The following is a 20,248-nucleotide window of genomic DNA, read 5'->3' as shown; positions in this document are numbered from 1 at the left end:
CCCTCTCCTCTCAGGCCGACTTCACCCGGGCGAGCCAGTCCTGATACTCGTCCCCCAGGTTCATGATGAAATCGAAGCGCCCGGTGTCGAGCATCTCGACGAGCCGCCTGTCGCGAGCAATGAGCTCGGGAACTCCCGAGGGAAAGTCGACCCCTCGCATCCCATCGAGCCGATACCCCTCATCCCCTACCAGGATGTCGAGGTAGCGCGAGAAGGTGTCGAAGAAACGATCCACATCCGAGGCAACGGGCAGGACATATCTCTCCGCATAGGCGTTGATGTAGATGACGGGCTGAAGTCCCCGTTCGTCGGCCAGACCCGGTACCACGGCGAAGTAGTAGGCGAGGTCCGGGATGCAACCGAAGGCCACGGAGGAGTGAAAAGGCTCCTGCGTGCCCCTCCGCCGTGCGCCCGTGGCGAGAGCGAGCCCATCCACCTGGTCATCAAGACGATGCAGCAGCAATTCGCCGTCCTTCCCCGCGATGCGCAGCCCTCCCATCCGCCTGTAGACGGTGGCGAGAACCGGGTCGAAGGGATGACCCGCCACCACCTCTCCCGCGGCTGGAATGGAGCGCCCAGGCGGCGGCGACTCCACGGAGAACCCGTGCTTCCGACACACGTCCAGCAACCGCTCGAGTCCCGGCAAAGAGCGTAGCGTCCCACGAACGTGTCTCGTCATGGGCCTGTATTGCCGGCGGAGATCCGTAGAACGCCTTCGCCGTTGTCAATCGCGCCAACAGGCACGAATGTCTTGTGCTGTCTCCGGGTGACGACCCCGCTGAAGCCACTGAAACTGTAGACGGCGCAGGTGCCGGGTGCGTCCATGGAGAACACCAGCACATCGTGTTCCCAGGTTCTTCCAGTCGTCTGATTGAGAAACAAGGTCGGATGCCAGATGCTGGTAACAGAAGGCTGTAGCCCGGTGGGCCCTCCCCCGAGGACCAGCAGTGCGGTCGATGTGGGTTCGACCGGATCCATAGGAAGGCGGCAGGAACGCTCCAGTTCGTTCGTGACGCCGATGGGCGAGATGTGTGCAATGAACCACTTCTCTCTGGGAGACGGCGAGTCGACCAGGGGCGCGTGGAAGAAAAGCGCACAATAGCCAGGCGAGATGGGCCCCTTGTCAGCGACTTGAGACTTCATGTGCTTGCATGCTGTGTCGACAAGGGTGCTCAATTCGTCATAGGGGCCCGCGAGTGGCCCTTCGTACCGCACGGCGCCAGTTGGCTCATCGTGCACATGAATGGCGAAGCTGGCAGGCCGAGCCGCGCAGCCCCAACCCCCGACCAAAAGAATGAGCCCCAACACGGCGGACAGCCGCATGTTCCCAGCCACCTCAACGCACATCGAGTACACGGCCCCTACCGTCGATTGCATACGTTGCTCCCCCATCCAGAATCTCATCCTCCAGGCCACAGCGTTTAAGGTTTGGGATGAATCTGACGAAGAACAGATCGTCACTGGATTTCATGAGCAGGATTTCGTAGGAACTCCTGCGGGAAAGACAATTCGCCACCCGTTTATCGGAGTCGTTGGTTGTGATTCCCGAGCCAGGTGGGAGGAACTCATTCATGGCGACCTCAAGAGCAACAGCCATTGGTCCCGGCACATGGGTTTCATTCTCAAAAGAGGCAGGAAACTTGATTCCCGCAGCCTCCTCTGGAGGTGCTCTTTCCGCATGTCTCCGCAATTGAAACCCAAGGAACGAGCAACCGCTCAGCATGCAGGAAAGCAGGACCGCGGGGATGAATACCCTCATGTGCGAATCTCCAAAGTACGAGCCATTCCCGGCGCCAGATATGTATTCATTTCGATGGTAGCTCCCAATCTTGCCCATCAAAGGCCTTGAAACTCCCCCAGTACCCCTCGGCCTTCCCAATTGGAATCCATTTGCCTTCTCTCAAGGCAGCCACGACACGGTTGGCGTAATTGTAGCTAAAGGCATGACACTTTCCGCCGGTGTCCCGGTAGAAGGCGTAGAGCTGGCGGTCCCAAACGCGTTTGGTGGTCTCATTGAAGAACCGAGAAGGTCCAAGAGGAGAAAAACCCTCGGCTCTCCCAGCTCCCAAGTCGATGTGGGACATTTCCATGTTGATGGAATGGGTATGGCCGGGACCAAGAATGATGACCTCTCCCTCCTTCAGGTGGTGGAGAGACGTCGGTACCGTGCAGTACTTCGAACCGCCTGCACCATCGCCTCCGATGTCCGACAAATAGGAAAGGTAATAGGCGGCGTCCTCCACTGAGTAATAGTGAAGCGCGCAGTACTCCTTGCCGTATTGGCCGTAGCGCGCATCAGCTCCGGGCTGACGACTCATCACCTCACACGCGTGGGCAGCCAGTTCCTCTGTCTTCTTGAAGGGGCCTGCCAAAGGGCCCTCAACCTGAAGCTGGCCATCAGGCAGTCTCCGCACCCTGATGTAGGGGTTACTGGCTGAGCATCCCAAAGAGGGTTGCCAGCACCCCTGCGGTGATGAGCCGCAAGCGGCTTGGAGACAGGTTGCACGAGATCATTTGGGAAGCTCCACCTCGCCCCCAGCGGCCTTGATGAAGAACACGCCTTCAGGCGGGCTATCGCATTATCTCGTTCAGCAACCGAGAGTTGCCTATCCTGAAATCAGGGGGGGAGAGGAGCACCTGGAAAGCCGTGGTCAAGGGCGGGCAAGCAGGGCTCTTACTGCGAAATCATCACCCATGAAGTAGGGCCGTGAGTGGTGAACGATGGGGCGTGTGCAGACCGATGAAGTAGGCGTTTTCTCAGGCGCTTTTCGCTCAACATTCCCAAGTAAAGAACGGCTGGAGTAGCTCGCTCAAATGAGGCGCGGACGCGGATGACGCGTCACCGCATCCTATAGGAAACGACCTCTGGAGTCATACTCCAAATGCCACCTTGGACGTCTGTTTCATCGAGCACGTCAGGACGACACAACGCAGCCGGGTAGGCCGATGTGGGAGGTTGGCTGAAAACGCTTGACTCACACTTGATGCCGACTCAAGAGCATGCTGGCTGATGGTGGCCACGCCACGTGCGGGGAGTTGGAATCCGAAGTGTCGCACTGCGGCACCGAACAAAAGGCTCCCACGCAATCCCCTGCTCACCCCAGCACGCCCAGCGCGTGTGCCAGCCGCCAGGCCACCACCAGCAGGTGCGCGTCGTGCACCGTGTCCAGTTGGCCCACCAGCACTTCCAGCGGCAGCCAGCGCAGGCGCGAGTCGCACGCCGCATCGGCCTCGACCTCCACGGCGAACGGCCAGACCAGCTCCGGGGTAACGCCCGGCGTTGCATGGTACGAGCCGCCGAGTTCCCAGGTGCGGCGCACCGTGATGGAGAACTCCTCGCGCAGGCGCTCGGCGATGAAGGCGGGCACCTGACTGAGGTCGCCGAGCGTCCGCGGCAGCCGCCAGGCCGGTGTCACCGCGAGCGTGGCGCTGCCCGTGAAGTGCTGCACCGCCGGCAGCTCCCGGTGCTCGATGCCCACCCGGATGCCCTCCTTCGTCCGCACCACCGGGAGCGCCACCGCCGTGTTGCGGCTGGCCTCGCGCGGCACGAGGTACTCGCGAGGCACGCGCGCCAGCACCCTTCCCTCCGCGTCGTGCTCGGAGAAGGTACCGGTGCGCAGATCCAGGTAGCCCACCGTCCCGTCCTCGTACACCGAGAACACCGCGCGCTTCGCGGGCGTCAGCGCGTCATCGGCCCACTTCGGCCCACCGGACTGCTCGGAGAGCTGGATGGGCGCGCCGATCCACGGCCCGGGCGAAGTGCTCAGGTGGCGCAGCAGGCGATGGATGTTGAGCTCCAACCGGGCATCCACCATGCCGCCCACGTGGCAGGCGCGCAGCACCTGCCGCGCGTCCAGCTCGCGCACCGAGCCCGAGCTGGTGAACGGGGCATAGTCAGGGACTGGAAGGCCGCTGGCCGGAGTCACCTCCACCAGCCAGGCGGACACGCGCTCGTTCACCCCGCCGGGCGAGGTGAAGTAGCGCACGGGCTCGGACAAGGCGCGGATGCTGTCGGCCCCGAGCCCGGCCCGCTCTCGAAGGATGCGGGCAATCGCCTTGTCCGGAGCCTCGCCGGCATGGGTGATGGCGGCGAGCGGCTCGGTGACGTAGCCGGAGAGCTCCGCGCCCCCGAGGTTGGGATGGTCCGCGCACGCGTTGACGATGGGCCGAGGGAAACCCTTCTTCGCCAGCACGAACACCTGGCCGTCCTGGCGGAACCAGGGCAGCACATCCATCGTCCGCCCCGGGCGCTCCACCAACTCCCAGACGCGGCCGGTCTCCTCGTGGCGCCACGCACCGAGGGACAGGAAGCGCGGCGTCGCGAGCGGCTCGCTGTGCTCCTCGCGCAGCTCGACGCCCGCCCCGGGAGGCACCTTCTCGCCCACGATGAGGTAGTTGGTGGGCGGGTACGGCAGCGGCCTCCCATCCAGCCCCGACAGGTGGAACTGGCCCTCGTAGCGGTTGGCGATGATCCACGGGTTGCGGATGGGCATCGAGCTGACGATGCGCAGCCCCCGGCGCCGGAAGGCGGCCTCGAACCAAGCCTGGGAGTAATAGGTGTACTCCTCGAGCAGCTCCACGTCCCAGTCGGTGCGGTAGTCCTTGCGGAGGATGAACTCGTTGGCGGCGCGCAGGGTGAGCCGGTAGCGCACGTGTCCCCGGTGGGGCGAAGCCAGCCGCGTGTACGGCACCGGGCCATCCCGGTTGACGCTGCAACGGAAGTCGCGCGCGAAGCGCTCGAAGAGCGCGGCGGTGGACAGACCCTGGACGGGACCCTCGGCGGCGCCATTCGTGGTGGGAAGGTCGAGCCACACCTCCGCGGGCCCGTCCGGGACGAGGAAGTCACGGATGATGATGACGCCGCCGGTCCGCAGCGCGCGCACCTGGTTGTCCAGACACGTCTCCAGGCGGGCGAGCGAGAAGCCGTTGAAACTGGTGACGTGGTGGAGCACCGACGAGTCGAGCACTCCATCCAGGGACTCGGGAGGGAAGACGGGGTCGGCGATGTCGCCCGCGACGAAGCGCAGGTTGGGGCGCTGGTAGGTGGCGGCGGCCATGTCCACGGACACGGGGTTGATGTCCACGCCCACCAACTCCAGGCCGCCATAGAGACAGGCCAGGTCATGGGTGCCGCGGCCCGAGCCGCTGCCCATGTCCGCCACCCGGCCCCGCGTGGGGAAGTGCGCGGTGGTGAGGGCCACCTTCTGCTGCATGGAGGCATCCATGCCCGCGAAGTAGGTGGCGTAGTGGTCCGCGTCACCGCGGTGCTGGGCGGCGTACGTCTCGGCCGTGCTCGTCTTGTTGCCCATGGGCCCGGCACTCTAGCAGCGGAACGAAAACCTCCGTGTTAGCGTCCAAGGGGTATGCGTCCCGTCCCCGAGCCGCCGCCGATGTCCACCCGTGCGCTGCTGGCGTGCCTGGTGCTCGCCGCCGCGGCCAGCCTCTTCCTCTGGCAGACGGTGTGGCTGTACCCCTTCCGGCTCCTCGTCACGCTCATGCACGAGAGCGGACACGCCCTGGCGGCCTGGGCCGTGGGCTCCCACGTGAGCAGCGTCACCATCAGCCCGGCCACGGGCGGTCTCACCTACCACTCGCTCACCGGCTCGCTCTGGAGGGAGCTGCTCATCGCCTCGGGCGGTTACGTGGGCTCCTCCCTGGCCGGGGCGCTGCTGCTGGTGGCCGCCGGGCGCATGCGCAGTGGACGTGCGCTGCTGTGGGGACTGGTGGTCTGGATGGTGGGCGTGGCCGTGCTGTGGGTGCCGCTGCTGCCGCCGGACCCGGGGGCCGCCCACGCGCTCGCCACCGGCTCGTCGCAATCGGACGGTCTCTTCACGCTCGGTTTCATCGCCGGCATGGGCGCCCTGCTGGGACTGGTGGCGTGGAAGGGGCCGGTGTGGATGAGGCGCGGGCTCGTCGTGTGGATCGCCGCCCTCTCGTGCCTCCTGGCGCTGCAGGACATCAAGGGCCTGTTCGGCTACGGCCTGGAGGTGGGTGTCTCCGACGCGCACGCCATGGCGCAGCTCACCTACCTGCCCGCGCCCTTCTGGGCCGCGGTGTGGATGGGGGTGTCGCTCGCGGCCATGTGGCTGGGACTGCGCTCCATCGTCCGGCGCCGGCGGCTGGCGGCCTCCCGCGGCCCCATGATGTCGGAACGGCTGTCCATGCGCTGACGGCTCAGAGGGTCAAGGTGGAGCGGCCCTCACGGTGGTCCCGGAAGAACCGCCGCACCTGTTGAACGACGGGGTGCTCGGCCAGACAGCTCACGTCCACGGACTCCAGGCGACGGCATAGTTCCTTGTCGAGGCGTATCTCCTTGAGCCCGAAGACCTCCTCCAGAACCTGGAGAGGCTCGGTCTGGCCTCTATTCCATTCCACTCCCGTCGGCTCCCGCCCGAGCACCTGACACAGCACGCCCCGATTCTGGAAGAGCATCACCTCCGTGTCCGGCACCACCAGGACCACCTTCCACAAGTCCGGACATTCAATCTGGACCAACGCATAGACGAGGAAGCGGTGCAGCTCGCGAATCTTCTGGAGCTCGGCCGAGCGAGTCCCCGCGACCAGCGCCACGATGGCCTTGCGATTGCTGAGGACGGACCGCGCCAGGGAGACACTCTCCGAGAAGAAGTCCGTTCCCAGCACCTGGAGCGCGTGCCCGAACTCTGGTTCGAGCAGCCTGCGAAGCACCAGGGCATTCGCCTCTCCTCGCACGACGAGACACGGAATCATCGAAGGTCCTCCGCCTTGAGCTCGTAATCCACCTGGGCTTCCTCCACGGCCTTTCGCCATTTGGCCCCGAGAGCCGCACGCATGCCGCCTCTCAAAGCCAGAGACACATCCCTGCCATGCCACAGCAGGACATTGCGCAAGGGTTGCGCGTAGGCTTCCCGCAGGGCGGGCTCCGTGAACCCCTTCACGCTGAACATCAAACCCAGAGCGGCCGGCGGCCGCCGATCCACCCGGACCTTGAATTTCGCGATCGGGCTGAAGTCGACGGGTTCCTGCCAGTGCTTGCACTCGACCAGACACGAGGCCTCCCCCACTTCCATGCCCCACCTCCCGACCCCCAACCCCGCCCGATCCTGCTCAAAGGCTAACGAGCCCCTCTGACACGCGTGGTGATCCAACGCACTCGCCATTCATTGCCCACGCACCCGCCGTGCACGTGACGCGCACGGCAGTATCCGCCGTGAGAACCCGTCACGTCAAGTTGGCTTATCTACCTGTCCGGTCACCCGCTCGCACGTGTCAGGGCAGAGGCCGGACACAGGACGCGGGGAGTCCTACCGCAGCCCGTCCTGGACCAGCCCGCGTTGAATGAGCCCGGCCATCTGCGCCGCGTCGTGCGCCACCACGAGGTTCAGCTCTGGCGTGGTCCGCCGCAGCTCATGGAGGTAGCGGAGCTGGTTCGCCATCGCCTCGCCGTCCTCGCCGAGCAGCCAGTTCACCAGCCTCGGGTGCATGCGCGGCAGCAGGATGTTGTCCTGGTGCCACGCGATGTCTCCCACCAGGAGGAACTCCCGGCCGTCCGCCAGCCGCACGTAGACCAGTTGCGTCCCCGGCGTGTGGCCCGGCGCCCGGACGAGCACCACGCCCGGCCGCAGCAGGTGCATCCGCTCGTAGCGCAGTGGCTTCAACTGGCCCACCACCTCCGCGGTGAAGCCGGCTCGCTCGGGCTCCCGCCCGTGGAGCTGCGCCTCCGTCAGCATCGCCCGGGGAGCCACCTCATCGAGGTACGGTGAGTGCGCGATGCCCGCGCTGTGGTCGAAGTGCTCGTGCGTGAGGACGATGGCGTCCGCACGGCGCATCGCCTCCTGGAGCCGGGCTTGGTTGTCCGCCTGGAGGCGGGAGCCGGGCATGTTGCGCTCCAGCGTCTCCGCGTCACTCCCAGCGTCGACGATGACCGTCCGCCCATCGCCGTAGAGAACCTGGTGCGACTGGTACACGGCCACACGTGTCCCGAGGAACCGCCCCGCCACCAGGGCGAGCTCCGGCATGGTGCCCTCGCCCACCACGATGCGGCGGAACTCCGTGGGCAATGGCTCGCCCGTCGACGTGGCGAGCGCTCGCAGCTCCGAGAGGGATGGGCCGAAGTCAGTGCGCTCGGGGACGGGGACCGCGGTGAGCGCGATGGCCAGGAACAGAACCATCACCGCCACTACCCCAAGCAATACCTTCCAGATCCGGCGCACTGGTTTCTTCATGGCTCAGAGCTTCTCCACCGCCACCGTGTTGTCGTCCGGCTTGCGGTCGATGAGCTTGTTGAGTGGATCCAACCCCGCCTTCGCCGGACGCTGGTCCACCAGCGCGGTGAACTCCACGTCCGCCTTCGTCACCTGCACCTTCTCCAGGTAGAGCGGCTTGCCGTCCTCGTCCAGCACCCCCACGTCCACCCAGTCCGCCAGCTTCAGCTCCGACTCGGTGCCCGTGCCGTTCGCCTCCACCTTGCGCGCCTTCGCCGTGACCTTCACCTCGAACTTCCCGCCCGCCACCTCGGTGTACGTCGCCTTGAGCGCCCGGTTCTCGTACAGCGTGATGCGCTCGAAGAAGTCATGCAGCACGTACTGCAGGTGCTCGGGCGTCACCGCGCGCAGTTCGGCGAGCAGCTCCGGCGAGTTCGTGAACGGCGGCTGCTGGAAGGCCACCTTCTCGCGGTACGCCGCCAGGGCCCGGTTGAGGTTGTCCTCGCCGATGTAGTCCTGCAGCGCGTACATCACCAGGCTGCCCTTGTTGTAGTGCACGTACTGCTGGCCCTCCACGAGCAGCAGCGGCGTCTCCTTCTTGCGCTCGAAGGCGCGCCCGCGCAGGTAGCCATCCAGCTCGTAGCGCAGGAAGCGGCCCATGCGCGCCTCGCCGTACTTCTTCTTCATCACCATCAGCGCCGAGTACTGCGACAGCGTCTCGGACATCAGCGTGGAGCCCTGCACGTTGCCGCCGATGACCTGGTGGGCCCACCACTGGTGCGCCACCTCGTGGGCCGTCACGTAGTAGGGGTAGTCCACGTCCTTCGGATCATCCACGTCCACCTTCGCGATGAAGCCGATGCCCTCCGAGTACGGAATCGTGTTGGGAAAGGCCTGGGCGAAGGTGCCGTACCGGGGGAACTCGAGGATGCGCACCTGCCGGTGCTGATAGGGCCCGAAGTTCTTCGTGTAGTACTCCAGCGAGTCCTTCACCCCCTGGATCATCCGGTCGATGTTGTACGTGTGGGACGGGTGGTGGAGCACCTCGATGGCCACGCCGTTCCACGTGTCGCGCTTCACCGCGTAGCGCGCGGAGAGGAACGAGTAGAAGTTCAGGATGGGGCTGTCCATCGTGTAGTGGAAGTAGCGCCGCCCGTTCTCCGTCCACTCGCGCTGGAGGTAACCGGGCGCCATGGCGATCTGGTCCGGCGAGGTGCTCACCGTGGCCTCGAAGGTGATCCAATCCGAGTCCGAGGTGATGTACGTGTTGCGCCGGGCCTCCAGGTCGTTCACGTCCGCCATGCGCTCCTTGGGCTCGAGCCCATGCTTCTTGCGCGCCTCGTCGTCCTCGAGCTCGAAGTCAGCCACGTAGCCCAGCCGCGGCAACAGCGTGCTGTGGAGGAAGGTGCCGTTCTCCACGAGCGCCGTCTGCGCGCCCTTGTTGCGGAAGCCGCGCGGCTCCAGGCCCAGCTCGAATTGGAGCTCGGCCGAGGCTCCCGGCTCCAGCGGCGTGGGCAGGGTGTACGTGTGGAAGCCCAGCCGCGTGTCCTTCTCGGACGCGGACCCGGCGCCCGCCACCGCCAGCCGGTACACCTTCATGTCCTCGGGCAGGTTGACGTACACCGTCTTCACCGGCTCGGCCGTCTTGTTGACGAGCCCGAAGGTGCCCCGGGCCCGCATGCGCGGCTCCTCGGGGAAGAGGTCCACCTGCACCTTCGCCGAGACGATGCGCGGCTGCGCCACCTTCGCCAGCGGCTTGTACTTCTTCTCGTAGTCGGCGAACTCCGCCTGCGCCTCGTGCTCCGTCCGGAAGATGTTGAGGCGGTTGGTGTTGTGGAAGATGAAGGCACCCACGGCCACGGCGCCCACCACGGACAGCGCCAGGCCCACCCGCACCGGCAACGAGGCCCGCGCGCCGGCCAGCTTCGTCCGCCACCGGGCCTGGACCTCCGTGCCCCGCACCCAGAACAAGTGCGAGACGAAGACCAGCGCCACCGCCACCAGCGCCCAGTACACGCGGAACCACACCATCTGCCCCACGAACGGCCCGTAGCCATTCATGTCCGAGTACGTGGGATTGGGCGCGCCGCCGTAGTTGTACAGGCCGTGCTCGAAGCCCATCTCCGAGGCGAAGGTGCTCGACAGCAGGTAGAGCACCATCGCGAAGTGGCCCAGGTACTTGTTGTCCACCAGCACGTGGATGAGCACCGCGAGCATGCACAGCAGCCACAAATCCACCAGCCGGTAGCCGAAGAGCTCCGTGACGTAGAGGCCGAGCTCCAGGTGGGTATAGCCGTTGAAGAGCTGCACCAGCACGCCGCAGACGAGCAGCATCGCGTTGAGCAGCACCTGCACGCCCATCAGCGCCAGCAGCTTGGAGAGGAAGGGCAGCCACCCGGGCACGGGGAGCGCGTCGGAGAGCTGGTTCATGCGCGCGTCGCGCTCGCGCCAGATGAGCTCGCCCGAATAGAAGGTGATGATGATGACGTGGAAGAGGCCGAAGCCGCCGCCCACCAGGTCCAGCACCAGGTACGTCACCGGGTAGACCGGGGTGCCGAACATGAAGCCGAGCGTGCGCGAGGCTCCGAACACCATGATGATGCCGGCCAGCACCATCACCAGGAAGTAGACGTTCTTCACCGTCTCCTTCAGGTCCAGCCACGCCAGGCGCGGGAGCATCCGCAGGAAGGTGCCGTCCCGGAAGTCCCGCGTGACGGAGGGCACCGTGAGCGGCGCCCGGCTCGCCTCGGTCTCGGCGGGGACCTCCACGCGGCCGCCCGCCAACGCGTGGGTGCGCTGGAAGCGCAGGAGCGTGTAGCCGAGCATGGCGGCGCCCAGGCCCACCCAGATGAGGCGGTTGAAGAGGAACCAGCCCTCGAGCGGAACGAGGACGGTGTTCTTCTCCGCGGGCGTCCAGTACTCCGTCACCAGCCGCGTCGCGTGCATGCCGAACGGATCCACCAGCGCGGCGATCCACTTCGTGTCGAGCCCGCCCAACAGGCTGCTGCCCATGAGGTAGCCCACGAGCAGCACCACGCTGGCGACATAGACGGGGAGGATGCGGCGGGTGAGCGCGGCCATTCCGAAGAAGAGCGCGCCGGTGAAGAAGAGGTTGGGCAGGATGCTGACGAGGTAGGGCCGCAGGTACGAGCCCGGCACGGTGGGACCGATGAGGCTCTGCTCCAGCCAGGGCATGGAGGCGCCGAAGCGGGCCCCCAGGCCGATGCTCGAGAAGATGATGACGAGCGTGAGGAAGCCCCCCAGGAAGCGGCCCAGCAGGTAGCGGACGCGCGAGATGGGAGCGGTGAAGAAGAGCGTGTGCGTGCCGTGGGCGAAGTCCTGGTAGACGGCCTGGCCCATCACCCCGCCGGTGACGATGACGCCGGAGAAGCCGAGCAGGGAGAGCAGATTGCTCAGCGTGTAGGGCGAGTTGGCGAACACCTTTCCGCCAGTGCTGCCCACCATGATGCTCTTGAAGGCGCCTCCCGCCGCGTTCATCGCCAGGCAGGCGAGCAGGAAGAAGACGCCGAAGTAGACCCAGGTGGACAGCAGCTTGAGCCGCTGGCGCAGCTCGAAGAGCGCGATGGAGAGCATGGTGGGTGGCTCCTCAGCCCGCGATGGCCTGGACGCCGGCGGCCGGCTCCTGCGCGAGGTGTCCCTTGATGGTGGCGAAGTAGGCGTCCTCGAGGTCCGGCACGGCCGGCACGAAGGACGCGTCCGGAGCCGCGGCGCTGTAGACGTGCACGAGCGTGCGCCCCATCAGCAGCCGGTGGGAGATGACGGGCAGCTCGGCCTGAAGCTTCGGCAGCTCCGCCTTCTCCACGAACTTCTTCCAGATGCGGCCCTCCAGCCGGGCGATGATGTCCTCGGGCGCGCCGGTGAGCAGCACCTTGCCCGCGTTGAGCACGGCCATCTGCGGGCACAGGTCGCGCACGTCCGAGACGATGTGCGTGGAGAGGATGACGATGACGTCCTGCCCGATTTCACTCAGCAGGTTGTGGAAGCGCACGCGCTCTTCCGGGTCGAGGCCCGCGGTGGGCTCGTCCACGATGAGCAGCTTGGGGTTGCCGAGCAGCGCCTGGGCGATGCCGAAGCGCTGACGCATGCCACCGGAGAAACCGCCGAGCTGCTTGCGCCGGGCGTGGTGGAGGTTCGTCTGCTGCAACAGCGCGTCCACCACCTGCTTGCGCTCACGCGCGTTGGAGATGCCCTTGAGCGTGGCGAGGTGGGTGAGGAGCTCCTCGGCCGTCACCTTCGGGTAGAGGCCGAAGTCCTGCGGCAGGTAGCCGAGCACCCGGCGCACCGCGTCCTTGTCCTTCAGCACGTCGATGTCACCGAGCGAAGCGCTGCCGCTGTCGGCCTCCTGCAGGGTGGCCAGGGTGCGCATCAGCGTGGACTTGCCCGCGCCGTTGGGCCCGAGCAGCCCGAACATGCCAGGCTTGATGGTGAGCGTGACGTCCTGGAGCGCCTGGGTCCCGTTGGAGTAGCGCTTGGACAGGTTCTGGATGCGGAGCTCCATGAGCCCTCCGAGAGAAGAGGAGGGCATCATGTCACGTCATGGGTTGAGGCGGACGATCTCCTCGTTGAGCGCGCCGGCGAAGCCTACCCACGCCAGGTACGGCACCATCATCCACGCCGCGCCCGTGTCCACCTTGCGCGTCACTGCGGTATACGCCGCGAGGCTCACTCCGAGTGCGGCGATGTCCGCGAGTGCCTCGCGCTGGCGATGTTTGCCGAAGAAGAGCGGAGACCAGAGGGCGTTGAAGCCGAGCTGCAGGCCCCACAGCGCGAGCGCCCACGAGCGGCGGGGGCCCGCCGGCCGGTTCCACACCCGCCACGCCGAGAGTGACATCAGCCCGTACAGCGCCGTCCACGCCGGCCCGAACACCCAGGAAGGAGGCGTGAAGCCGGGCTTGCGCAGCCGCTTGTACCAGAGCTGCCCGCTGTTCGAGACGCGGCCTCCGAGCAAGGCCGTGCCGGCGGTGAGCGCCCCGATGGTTCCCAGGGCAACGAACGATTCCTTCCTCAAGGACGGGTTGCGCAGGGCCGGGTTGTCCGGATTGTGTTGCTCCAACATCGTCACCACCTCCATGGGCACTCTTCGTGGGAAGCTGAGCGGCGGGTGCTAGAAAGGCAACCCCAGGAGGCAACCATGGCCAGCGTGGACGACATCCTCTCCTTCTGGTTCGGCCAACCGAGCGAGCCGGGCTACACGCAACCTCGCGGACGTTGGTTCGAGCAGGATTCCAGCTTCGACGCCGAGTGCGCCCGCCGCTTCCTCGCCACCCACGAGAAGGCCGCCGCGGGCGAGCTCCAGGCATGGCGCGACGAGCCTCGCGGCGCCCTGGCCCTGGTGCTCCTGTTGGATCAATTCCCGCGCAACCTCTTCCGCGACTCGGCCCGCGCCTTCGCCACCGACGCCCAGGCCCGCGAGGTGGCGCGTCACGCGCTCGCCCGCGGCCTCGACGTGCCCCTGCCCCCTGTGTGGCGATGGTTCTTCTACCTGCCCTTCGAGCACAGCGAGGAGATCCACGACCAGCGCCTCGCCGTGTCCCTCTTCGAGGCGCTCGTGCCGCAGCACCCCACCGGTGCCGGCGTGCTGGACTACGCCCGGCGCCACCACGACATCATCGCGCGCTTCGGGCGCTTCCCCCACCGCAACACCTGGCTGGGCCGCGAGTCGACTCCGGAGGAAGTGGCCTTCCTCCAGGAGCCGGGCTCGTCGTTCTAGCGAGGGAAGACCCTCACCCCAACCCTCTCCCAGAGGGAGAGGGAGTGTCTGCTATGCCGGGGCTCCCGCGGCTTCCTCGCCGACCCTCGCCTCCAGCTTCGTTCCGGCCGCGATCCAGGCTCGCACCAGCGCCAGGTGCTCCTGTTCCACGTCCAGCGCCCTCTGGAAGTCCTCGGCGATCTCCGTGTGCCCCAGCTCGCGCGCCAGCTCGATGAGCAGCTCCCAGCTCGCGTTGTCCACGAGCTCGGCCGTCAGCAGCCCCTCCAGCGACTGCAGCAGGTTGACGCGCGGGTCCACCAGCATCTTCGGCACGCCCTCGGACAGGTTGGCCTGCAGGTTCGCGGCGGGCGTGACCGCCGTGGGGTCTCCCCCCAGCTTCTCGATGGTGCGCTTGACGAGCGCGAAGTGCGACAGCTCATCCAGGCGGATCTTCTCCAGCTGCTCCCGCGAGGGCCCGCCCTCCCACGTGCCGAACACGTCCAGCTTGGACAGGGCCGCCTCGTAGATGCGCACCCCGGTGCGCTCGAAGCCGGCGCGCTGGCCCAGCTTGTCCATGAGGACCGTGGACCGGCCACCCTTCAGCAGGTCCATGGCCGCCTTGGCCATCCCCTTCAGGTTGGGAGGCGGCACCGTGCCCAGCCCGGACGCCTCGCGCGCGAACGACTGGCGCTCCTTCGCGATGGCCGAGGCATCCCCCGGGCTGCTCGGAGCCGCCTTCTCGGCGCCCTCGATGGCCTTCTTGCCGTGCACCGGATGCACCGAGATGCCCGTCCGGTTCATCCCCATCTCACTCGCCTTGCGTTCCATTACTGCATCCTCCCCTCGGACAGGGTGCTGATGCGCTCGGCCTCGTCCGACAGCTCGGTGCCCGGACGCCAGTGGTAGCCCGCGGCGGCCGTCTCCGACGGCGAGCCCTCCGAGTTGAGCTGCTCGCGGTAGAGCCGCGTGCGCTCGGCCTCCTCGGTGCGCGGCACGAAGTCGGTGCCCTTGGCGCTCAGGTGCACCTCGTCGCGCAGCACCTTGCGCACGAACTCGCGGTGGCTGTCGAAGCGGATGGGCTCCGGCAGCTCCCTGGGCAGCACCTCGGCCGGGTCGCGCCCCTCCAGCCGCTGGAAGAGCTCCATCACGTAGTGCAGGTGCCCCAGCTCGTAGTCCACGAACCGCTGCCACACTTCCTTGATGCGCGGGTTCGACTCGTAGCGCAGGCAGCTGTAGTAGTTGTAGACCTCGACCGCCTCGTGCAGCAGCCACTTCTCCAGCCACGACTCGCTCGGATCCATCAGCGACTCGTATTGCGTGACGTGCTGCTCCTCGATGGAGGCGATCTCCGCGTAGAGCTGGCGCGCCACCGGGTCGGTGAACATGGGCCCGATGGTCATGTAGAAGTCGTGGGTCTGGTGCTCGGCCGCGGTGATGGTGAGCGCGTGAATCTTGGTGAGCGGCGCGGCGGTACGCGCGTCATAGGGCCGGCGGATGTCGTCCAGCGGATGACGGTGCTCGATGGAGGTGGGCCGCCCGGGGATGATGTCCGAATAGCTCTGCACCAGGTAGTTGGGGTCCTTGCCCTCCAATCGGTCGTACAGCGCCGAGTAGCGGTACAGGTGATCGAAGTCCTCGAGCATGCCGAAGCGGTACGCCTGGGCCAGGTACGGGTCCGGCTCGTGCTGGGCCACGCTCGCCGTCACCTCGATGGCCACCTGTTCGAAGCCGACCGTGGTCTCCAGCGGAGACTGGTCCGCCGGGTTCATCCAGTTGACGAGCGTCTGCTGGTGGTGCTCCACGCGGCGGATGATGGCCAGGGGCTCGCGCAGCTCCCGGTTCATTCGCGCACAGGCATGACTGAAGCGGAGGGCCTCCGATTCGATGCCATTCATCAGGATGACGCGCACCCGGGTGAAGGCATCATCATCCAGCTTGCTGTAGGTCCGCCGTGTGAGGTCCTTCCAGGTGAACCGCTGGCGATCCAGGGGGACACCCTTCTCCTTGAAGAGGTCTAGAGCCACGTGGCACTCCTTTGAGTATCTCGGGGAGAACCGTGGAGCGCTCGGCGCACACCACCCCCCGGGTTCGCCGGTAAAGCTCCGACGCCCTCCCGGGTGCGGCAACCCACTCTGGCTCTCCGCCTGCTCTCCAAGGCTCCAGACGCGAGAAAGCCCGCGAGGTCACGAGGACCTCCGGGCTTCGGCTCCGCGAGGAAGATATGTACCCGGGGACTAGCGGGAAACCGCCTGGCTCAGGGCGCGGTGCACGGCCTCGAGTGCCTTGCGGGCCTCGAGCAGCTCGGCGCGCTCGGCGGTGAGCGAGGCCACCTGCTGGGCCAGCACATCGCGCTCGCCCTGGAGCGTGTCCACGGTGCGGCGGAGCGCGGCGGCATCGTCCTTGGCGGACTCCAGCTCTCCGGCGAGCCGCTCCTCCTCGGAGAGGCTGTCGGCCAGGGCGCGCTTGGCCTCGGCGACGGCGGCCTCCAGGGTGGAGCGCTCCTGGGCCTGGGCCTGCATGGCCTGACGGGCCTCTTGCAGCGACAGCAGGGCCTCGTCGCGCTCGCCCTCCAGCGCGGCCAGCTCGCGCTCGAGGTCACCGAGCAGCTTCACCCGGCCCTCCATGTCGGTGGCGAGCCGGCGCGCCTCGTCCATGCGCAGGCGGGCCTCCTCGGTGGCCTTCTCCGCCTGGCGCCGCGACACCTCCAGCTCCTGGGTGAGCGTGAGGTTGAGCGCCTTCACCTTGGTGAGCTCGGACTGGAGCGCCGAGATGCGCTCCACCGCACGCATGCCCGCCTCGGCCACGCTGGCCGGCAGGGGCTCGGGACGCGGGTTCTCGCGCACCGCCTTGAGGCGCTCCTTCAGCCGCTCGCGGCGGGCCTGGTTGTCCAGGTCCTCCTTGGGCGAGGCGGGCGTCTGCACCTCCACCTCGTGCTCGGGCGCCTCGACGCGGGCCACCGGGGCGGCGGGCACCTCCGGCGGGGCCTGGACGGAGGGGGCGCGCAGGGCGGCGTCAATCACCTCGGCGGCGGTGGGACGCGGCGCGCGGGCGCGCTCGACACGGGCGCGCACCTCGGCGGACAGGTCGTGGGCGGCGGACGTAGGAGGCTCGGGGGCCGGCTCCGGCTCGGGAGCCGGGGCCTGGGGCTCGGGCTCCTGGGCCAGGGCCTGAGGGGGCTGCTCCTGTGGCTCCTCGGGCGCGGCGGGATCGACGACGCCGGTGAATGCACCCAGACGGAGGCGCGGCTTGGCGCGGGACACGTTCTGTTCGAAGGCCTTCTTCATGGACGCGAGCCTGAGAAGCGGGAGAGGAGGGGGGTTATACGTCAACCGGCCCGCTGCGCACCGCTATCATCGGTACCGGGTGCCGAGCCCGCCCGCAAGCGCGGAAGCACATTCTGGATGAGGGCCTCAATGTCCGTGGCCCCCTTGGAGCCCGGGTCCGCCACGAAGACGGGCCGGCCCTCGCTGGAGGCCTGGGCGAACTTGGTGCACTGCCGGATGATGGTGGGCAGCAGGTACTCCGGGTAGTGCGTCTGCAGCGCCTCCAGCGCCTCCTTGGCCAGCTTGAAGGTGGCATTGAAGGAGTTGACCACGATGAAGACGTGGTCCAGCACGTGGTTGAGGTCCTCCTCCAGGCTCTGCACCGTCTCGAAGAGCAGCTTGAGGCCGTGGAAGGAGAGGAAGTCGGCCAGCACCGGGACGAACAAGTCGTTGGCCGCCATGAGCGCGTTGAGGTTGAGCAGGCCGAAGGAGGGCGGCGCGTCGAAGACGATGATGTCGTACTGCGCCTCGACTTCCTTCAGGGCGTTGCGCAGCTTGAACTCGCGTCCCGCCATGGGCATCAGCGCCAGGTCCACCGTGGACATGGTGAGGTTGGAGGGGACGAAGTGCAGGTTGGGCAGGGAGGACTTCTGGATGACCTCCGACATGGGCGACTTGCGCACCAGGACGTTGAGGAGCGTCTTGTCGAAGTCCTCGCCCTCGAAGCCCAGGCACTTGGTGGCGTGGCCCTGGCTGTCGAGGTCGACGATGAGGACGTTGTAGCCCAGCTCCGCCAGGCGCCAGGCGTAGGAGGTGGACAGGGACGTCTTGCCCGTGCCGCCCTTGAAGTTGAGGAAGAGCTGCTTGCGGCGGCCAAGCGACGGCGGGAACGCGCCCAGCTGCGCGCGCAGGGCCCACACCTCGGCGCCCGTGTAGCTGTCCTGCTTCAGCGCCGAGGCGATGGACTTCGGTGGCAAGCCGAGCATCTCGGCCACCTGCTTGGAGCTGTACGTCGGCGCATCCATGGAAGACCCTTCAGAGAACCCTTCGTCGAACCGGGCGGCCCCTACCTTGCCTCAAGCGGCGAAGTATTTGTGACCCCGCCGGATGATCGCCCCCCTGGCCACCAGGAGGGTAAGCGCCTCCTCGGCCAGCTCGGGGGGAGCGGAGATGCCGGTGGCCAGCTCACCGAGCGAGCGGCCCCGGATGGCCGCGCGAATCTCCGACATCAGCGGCCCACACAGGGCCTCCACCGGGGACACGGGCTGGCGCGCGGCGGGACGTGACACGGGCTGGGCCTGCGGGGCCGTGGGAGCCGCGGCGGTCCGCACGGCCTGCTGGGCCACGCCCCGGGCCGGTGAAGCGGCGGCCGGCACCGCGGCACGGTGGGCCGTGGACGGAGCGGGGCTGGGACGCGCGGGAGCCTGGACGGCCGCCGGGGCAGCGGGAGCGGGAGCGGCCACGGGCGCGGCGGCGCGGGGAGCCGGCTTCGGGAGGAGCGAGGCGCGCACGGGCTGGACGGGAAGCGTGGCGAGGCGGCGGATCTCCCGGCGGCGCCGGCCCTCGTCCATGTCCACCACGGCGGAGACGTCCTGGCCGAGGATGCGCGAGAGGCTCTGCGCGACGGAGCGGCGCACGCGCACCTCGTCGTCCTTGAGGGCCTCGAGCAGCAGCATGCGGGCGTCCTCCCCGCTGCCGGCCCCGAGCGCCAGGGCGGCGAGGCTGCGCACCTCGGGGTCCGGATCGTGGATGGCCTCCTCGCCGAGACGGCGCGCGCCCTCCCCTTCCAGGCCCAGCGCCAGCAGCGAGGCGCGCCGGCGCACGGAGCGGTCCGGGTCCTTCACGGCCTGGGCGAGGTGCGGCGCGGCCTCCTGGGGCGCGATGCTCAGCAGCGCCTTGAGGGCGGCGATGCGCACCTCGGGAACGGAGGAGGCCAGCAGGGGCGACACCACGAGGACGCCCTCCTCCTTGCCCACCTCGGCGAAGGCGGCCAGCAGGGCCACCTGGACGGTGGGGTCCTTCTCCGCGTGCAGCGCCGTGGCCAGGGCGGGCGCGGCGGCCGGCTGGCCCAGGGCCTTGAGGCGCTCGGCGGCGCGCACGCGCGAGGTGGCGTCCGGCGCCGACAGCTCGCGCACGGAGAAGCCGAAGAGGGTCTCGTCGCCGCCGCCCGAGAGCTCCGCCATCTGCCCGGGGCTCACCGCCAGCCGCCCCTCCAGGAAGAGGCGCTGCGCGTGCTGCATCACCGGGGAGACTCCCGCCGCGGACGCCGCCACCACCGCGAGCGCGGGCTGCTCCACCTCTTGCGGGCGCTGCGGCGGCGGCTCGGGCTGGGAGGGCCACGGGTAGGCGGGGGCGGACGGCGCGGACGCGGTCACGGCCGGACGCTCGAGCGCCTCGCTGCGCAGCTGGGAGATGAACGAGGCCAGGTCGATGCCCAGGCCGCCGTCGTCGTCCTCCTCGCGATCGCGCCCGTCCGAGGTGCGGATGCGGCTGGCCTCCAGCAGCTTGCCGAGCAGCTGGCTGCGCTCGGTGCGCAGGGCCTGGTTGAGGCGGGTGAGCTCCTCGCGCTCGGAGGCCATGCGGCCCAGGCGGACCTCCAGCCCGGCCACCTCCCGGCGCAGCGCCAGCTCGCGCTCCTCGGCCTGGGTCAGCTCGCGCCGCAGGTGCGCCATCTCCTCGCGAGTGGACGTCAGCTCGTGGTTGAGCTGCTCGGCACGCGCCTCGAAGTAGACGATCTTTTCGAGTGCGCTCTTGAGCAGCGCGTCCGGACGCTCGTCGCTCACGGCCTGAACAGCCCTCCCTCACCGGGGCACGCCAGGAGCCCGCCGCACCTGGGAACGCGGGGACTCCGGTACCCGGGGACACCCGGGAGCGCGCCACCATATGTCAGACCGTCATGCGAGGTAAACCCCTGAAATGGTTGGGACTTTTCCGTCCCGACCCACCTCGGGAGTTGACAATCGCGCCGGGGCCGATTTGTCGGGCCTCCGCGCGATCAGGGAGGGGTGCGTCCGAGGGTTCCGCATGCTCCCTCTCCCTCTGGGAGAGGGCGGGGGGTGAGGGTCGTCGCCAAGGGGGTCCGCGATCGGAAG

General features: G+C 67.8%; 18 protein-coding genes. 2 read left to right on the top strand and 16 right to left on the bottom strand.

All coding sequences use genetic code 11. The features are described from left to right. Nucleotides 1–10: 10 nt before the first annotated feature. From Q664_RS24685 to Q664_RS24675, 5 genes are all read right to left on the bottom strand, one after another. Nucleotides 11–547, bottom strand: a complete 537-nt coding sequence (locus Q664_RS24685) for a hypothetical protein (protein WP_152622320.1) — start codon at nucleotides 545–547, stop codon at nucleotides 11–13. A 128-nt stretch (nucleotides 548–675) separates the two neighbouring features. Then, the gene (locus Q664_RS24680) at nucleotides 676–1,323 is read right to left on the bottom strand and encodes a hypothetical protein (protein ID WP_075207501.1); all 648 of its coding nucleotides are present in this window, start codon (nucleotides 1,321–1,323) and stop codon (nucleotides 676–678) included. A 13-nt stretch (nucleotides 1,324–1,336) separates the two neighbouring features. Continuing rightward, nucleotides 1,337–1,759, bottom strand: a complete 423-nt coding sequence (locus Q664_RS57995) for a hypothetical protein (protein ID WP_075207500.1) — start codon at nucleotides 1,757–1,759, stop codon at nucleotides 1,337–1,339. 46 nt (nucleotides 1,760–1,805) lie between these two features. After that, nucleotides 1,806–2,318, bottom strand: a complete 513-nt coding sequence (locus Q664_RS55080; protein WP_235216859.1) for a hypothetical protein — start codon at nucleotides 2,316–2,318, stop codon at nucleotides 1,806–1,808. 777 nt (nucleotides 2,319–3,095) lie between these two features. Continuing rightward, nucleotides 3,096–5,309, bottom strand: a complete 2,214-nt coding sequence (locus tag Q664_RS24675; RefSeq protein WP_043400526.1) for a bifunctional class I SAM-dependent methyltransferase/NUDIX hydrolase — start codon at nucleotides 5,307–5,309, stop codon at nucleotides 3,096–3,098. A 54-nt stretch (nucleotides 5,310–5,363) separates the two neighbouring features. On the opposite strand from Q664_RS24675, the gene Q664_RS24670 reads away from it, so the two are divergent. Further along, the gene (locus Q664_RS24670; protein ID WP_043400522.1) at nucleotides 5,364–6,170 is read left to right on the top strand and encodes a M50 family metallopeptidase; all 807 of its coding nucleotides are present in this window, start codon (nucleotides 5,364–5,366) and stop codon (nucleotides 6,168–6,170) included. 4 nt (nucleotides 6,171–6,174) lie between these two features. Here the strand turns inward: Q664_RS24670 and Q664_RS24665 are convergent, their stop codons facing one another. From Q664_RS24665 to Q664_RS24640, 6 genes are all read right to left on the bottom strand, one after another. Beyond that, a complete protein-coding gene (locus Q664_RS24665) occupies nucleotides 6,175–6,729 on the bottom strand; it encodes a hypothetical protein (RefSeq protein ID WP_043400518.1) in 555 nt (184 codons plus the stop codon). Beyond that, on the bottom strand, nucleotides 6,726–7,049 hold the full coding sequence (locus Q664_RS24660) for a restriction endonuclease (protein WP_160174490.1): 324 nt from the start codon (nucleotides 7,047–7,049) through the stop codon (nucleotides 6,726–6,728). The genes Q664_RS24665 and Q664_RS24660 overlap by 4 nt, the downstream gene beginning before the upstream one ends. A 234-nt stretch (nucleotides 7,050–7,283) precedes the next feature. Further along, complete coding sequence (locus tag Q664_RS24655; RefSeq protein WP_084610340.1) at nucleotides 7,284–8,204, bottom strand: MBL fold metallo-hydrolase; 921 nt, start codon at nucleotides 8,202–8,204, stop codon at nucleotides 7,284–7,286. Nucleotides 8,205–8,207: 3 nt separating this feature from the next. Beyond that, entirely contained in the window at nucleotides 8,208–11,777 is a 3,570-nt protein-coding gene (locus tag Q664_RS24650; RefSeq protein WP_043400511.1) for an ABC transporter permease/M1 family aminopeptidase, read from the bottom strand. Between the two features lie 13 nt (nucleotides 11,778–11,790). After that, complete coding sequence (locus Q664_RS24645; protein ID WP_043400542.1) at nucleotides 11,791–12,702, bottom strand: ABC transporter ATP-binding protein; 912 nt, start codon at nucleotides 12,700–12,702, stop codon at nucleotides 11,791–11,793. Between the two features lie 36 nt (nucleotides 12,703–12,738). Next, nucleotides 12,739–13,260 (bottom strand): TspO/MBR family protein, encoded by a 522-nt coding sequence (locus Q664_RS24640; protein WP_084610344.1) that lies wholly within the window; start codon nucleotides 13,258–13,260, stop codon nucleotides 12,739–12,741. Nucleotides 13,261–13,335: 75 nt separating this feature from the next. Between Q664_RS24640 and Q664_RS24635 the strand changes: the two genes are divergently transcribed. Next, nucleotides 13,336–13,914, top strand: coding sequence for a DUF924 family protein (locus Q664_RS24635; RefSeq protein WP_043400509.1), 579 nt, complete (start codon nucleotides 13,336–13,338; stop codon nucleotides 13,912–13,914). A gap of 51 nt (nucleotides 13,915–13,965) precedes the next feature. On the opposite strand, the gene Q664_RS24630 is transcribed toward Q664_RS24635, so the two are convergent. The 5 genes from Q664_RS24630 to Q664_RS24610 all read right to left on the bottom strand — a co-directional run bounded on the left by Q664_RS24630 (nucleotide 13,966) and on the right by Q664_RS24610 (nucleotide 19,939). Continuing rightward, nucleotides 13,966–14,721 carry a ferritin-like domain-containing protein gene (locus Q664_RS24630; protein WP_043400506.1) on the bottom strand — a complete coding sequence of 252 codons (756 nt, stop codon included), beginning with the start codon at nucleotides 14,719–14,721 and terminating at the stop codon, nucleotides 13,966–13,968. Next, nucleotides 14,721–15,917 carry a hypothetical protein gene (locus Q664_RS24625; protein ID WP_043400503.1) on the bottom strand — a complete coding sequence of 399 codons (1,197 nt, stop codon included), beginning with the start codon at nucleotides 15,915–15,917 and terminating at the stop codon, nucleotides 14,721–14,723. The genes Q664_RS24630 and Q664_RS24625 overlap by 1 nt, the downstream gene beginning before the upstream one ends. A gap of 210 nt (nucleotides 15,918–16,127) precedes the next feature. Further along, nucleotides 16,128–17,177 (bottom strand): extensin-like protein, encoded by a 1,050-nt coding sequence (locus tag Q664_RS24620; protein ID WP_043400499.1) that lies wholly within the window; start codon nucleotides 17,175–17,177, stop codon nucleotides 16,128–16,130. A gap of 41 nt (nucleotides 17,178–17,218) precedes the next feature. Then, on the bottom strand, nucleotides 17,219–18,181 hold the full coding sequence (locus tag Q664_RS24615; protein WP_043400496.1) for a ParA family protein: 963 nt from the start codon (nucleotides 18,179–18,181) through the stop codon (nucleotides 17,219–17,221). A 51-nt stretch (nucleotides 18,182–18,232) separates the two neighbouring features. Next, entirely contained in the window at nucleotides 18,233–19,939 is a 1,707-nt protein-coding gene (locus tag Q664_RS24610) for a HEAT repeat domain-containing protein (protein ID WP_043400495.1), read from the bottom strand. Nucleotides 19,940–20,248 lie beyond the last annotated feature (309 nt).

The organism is Archangium violaceum Cb vi76 (genome assembly GCF_000733295.1).
Taxonomy (GTDB): domain Bacteria; phylum Myxococcota; class Myxococcia; order Myxococcales; family Myxococcaceae; genus Archangium; species Archangium violaceum.
The sequence above is the reverse complement of the archived record's forward strand: the minus strand, read 5'-3'. Positions and strand labels throughout refer to the sequence as shown.

Excerpts from the sequence above, each read along its gene's own strand:
- Q664_RS24670 (WP_043400522.1), top strand. The coding sequence starts at position 5,364 with ATGCGTCCCGTCCCCGAGCCGCCGCCGATGTCCACCCGTGCGCTGCTG.
- Q664_RS24665 (WP_043400518.1), bottom strand. The coding sequence starts at position 6,729 with ATGATTCCGTGTCTCGTCGTGCGAGGAGAGGCGAATGCCCTGGTGCTT.
- Q664_RS24680 (WP_075207501.1), bottom strand. The coding sequence starts at position 1,323 with ATGCGGCTGTCCGCCGTGTTGGGGCTCATTCTTTTGGTCGGGGGTTGG.
- Q664_RS24615 (WP_043400496.1), bottom strand. The coding sequence starts at position 18,181 with ATGGATGCGCCGACGTACAGCTCCAAGCAGGTGGCCGAGATGCTCGGC.
- Q664_RS24675 (WP_043400526.1), bottom strand. The coding sequence starts at position 5,309 with ATGGGCAACAAGACGAGCACGGCCGAGACGTACGCCGCCCAGCACCGC.
- Q664_RS24620 (WP_043400499.1), bottom strand. The coding sequence starts at position 17,177 with ATGAAGAAGGCCTTCGAACAGAACGTGTCCCGCGCCAAGCCGCGCCTC.
- Q664_RS24650 (WP_043400511.1), bottom strand. The coding sequence starts at position 11,777 with ATGCTCTCCATCGCGCTCTTCGAGCTGCGCCAGCGGCTCAAGCTGCTG.
- Q664_RS24655 (WP_084610340.1), bottom strand. The coding sequence starts at position 8,204 with ATGAAGAAACCAGTGCGCCGGATCTGGAAGGTATTGCTTGGGGTAGTG.
- Q664_RS24635 (WP_043400509.1), top strand. The coding sequence starts at position 13,336 with ATGGCCAGCGTGGACGACATCCTCTCCTTCTGGTTCGGCCAACCGAGC.
- Q664_RS24640 (WP_084610344.1), bottom strand. The coding sequence starts at position 13,260 with ATGTTGGAGCAACACAATCCGGACAACCCGGCCCTGCGCAACCCGTCC.
- Q664_RS24645 (WP_043400542.1), bottom strand. The coding sequence starts at position 12,702 with ATGGAGCTCCGCATCCAGAACCTGTCCAAGCGCTACTCCAACGGGACC.
- Q664_RS57995 (WP_075207500.1), bottom strand. The coding sequence starts at position 1,759 with ATGAGGGTATTCATCCCCGCGGTCCTGCTTTCCTGCATGCTGAGCGGT.
- Q664_RS24630 (WP_043400506.1), bottom strand. The coding sequence starts at position 14,721 with ATGGAACGCAAGGCGAGTGAGATGGGGATGAACCGGACGGGCATCTCG.
- Q664_RS24660 (WP_160174490.1), bottom strand. The coding sequence starts at position 7,049 with ATGGAAGTGGGGGAGGCCTCGTGTCTGGTCGAGTGCAAGCACTGGCAG.
- Q664_RS55080 (WP_235216859.1), bottom strand. The coding sequence starts at position 2,318 with ATGAGTCGTCAGCCCGGAGCTGATGCGCGCTACGGCCAATACGGCAAG.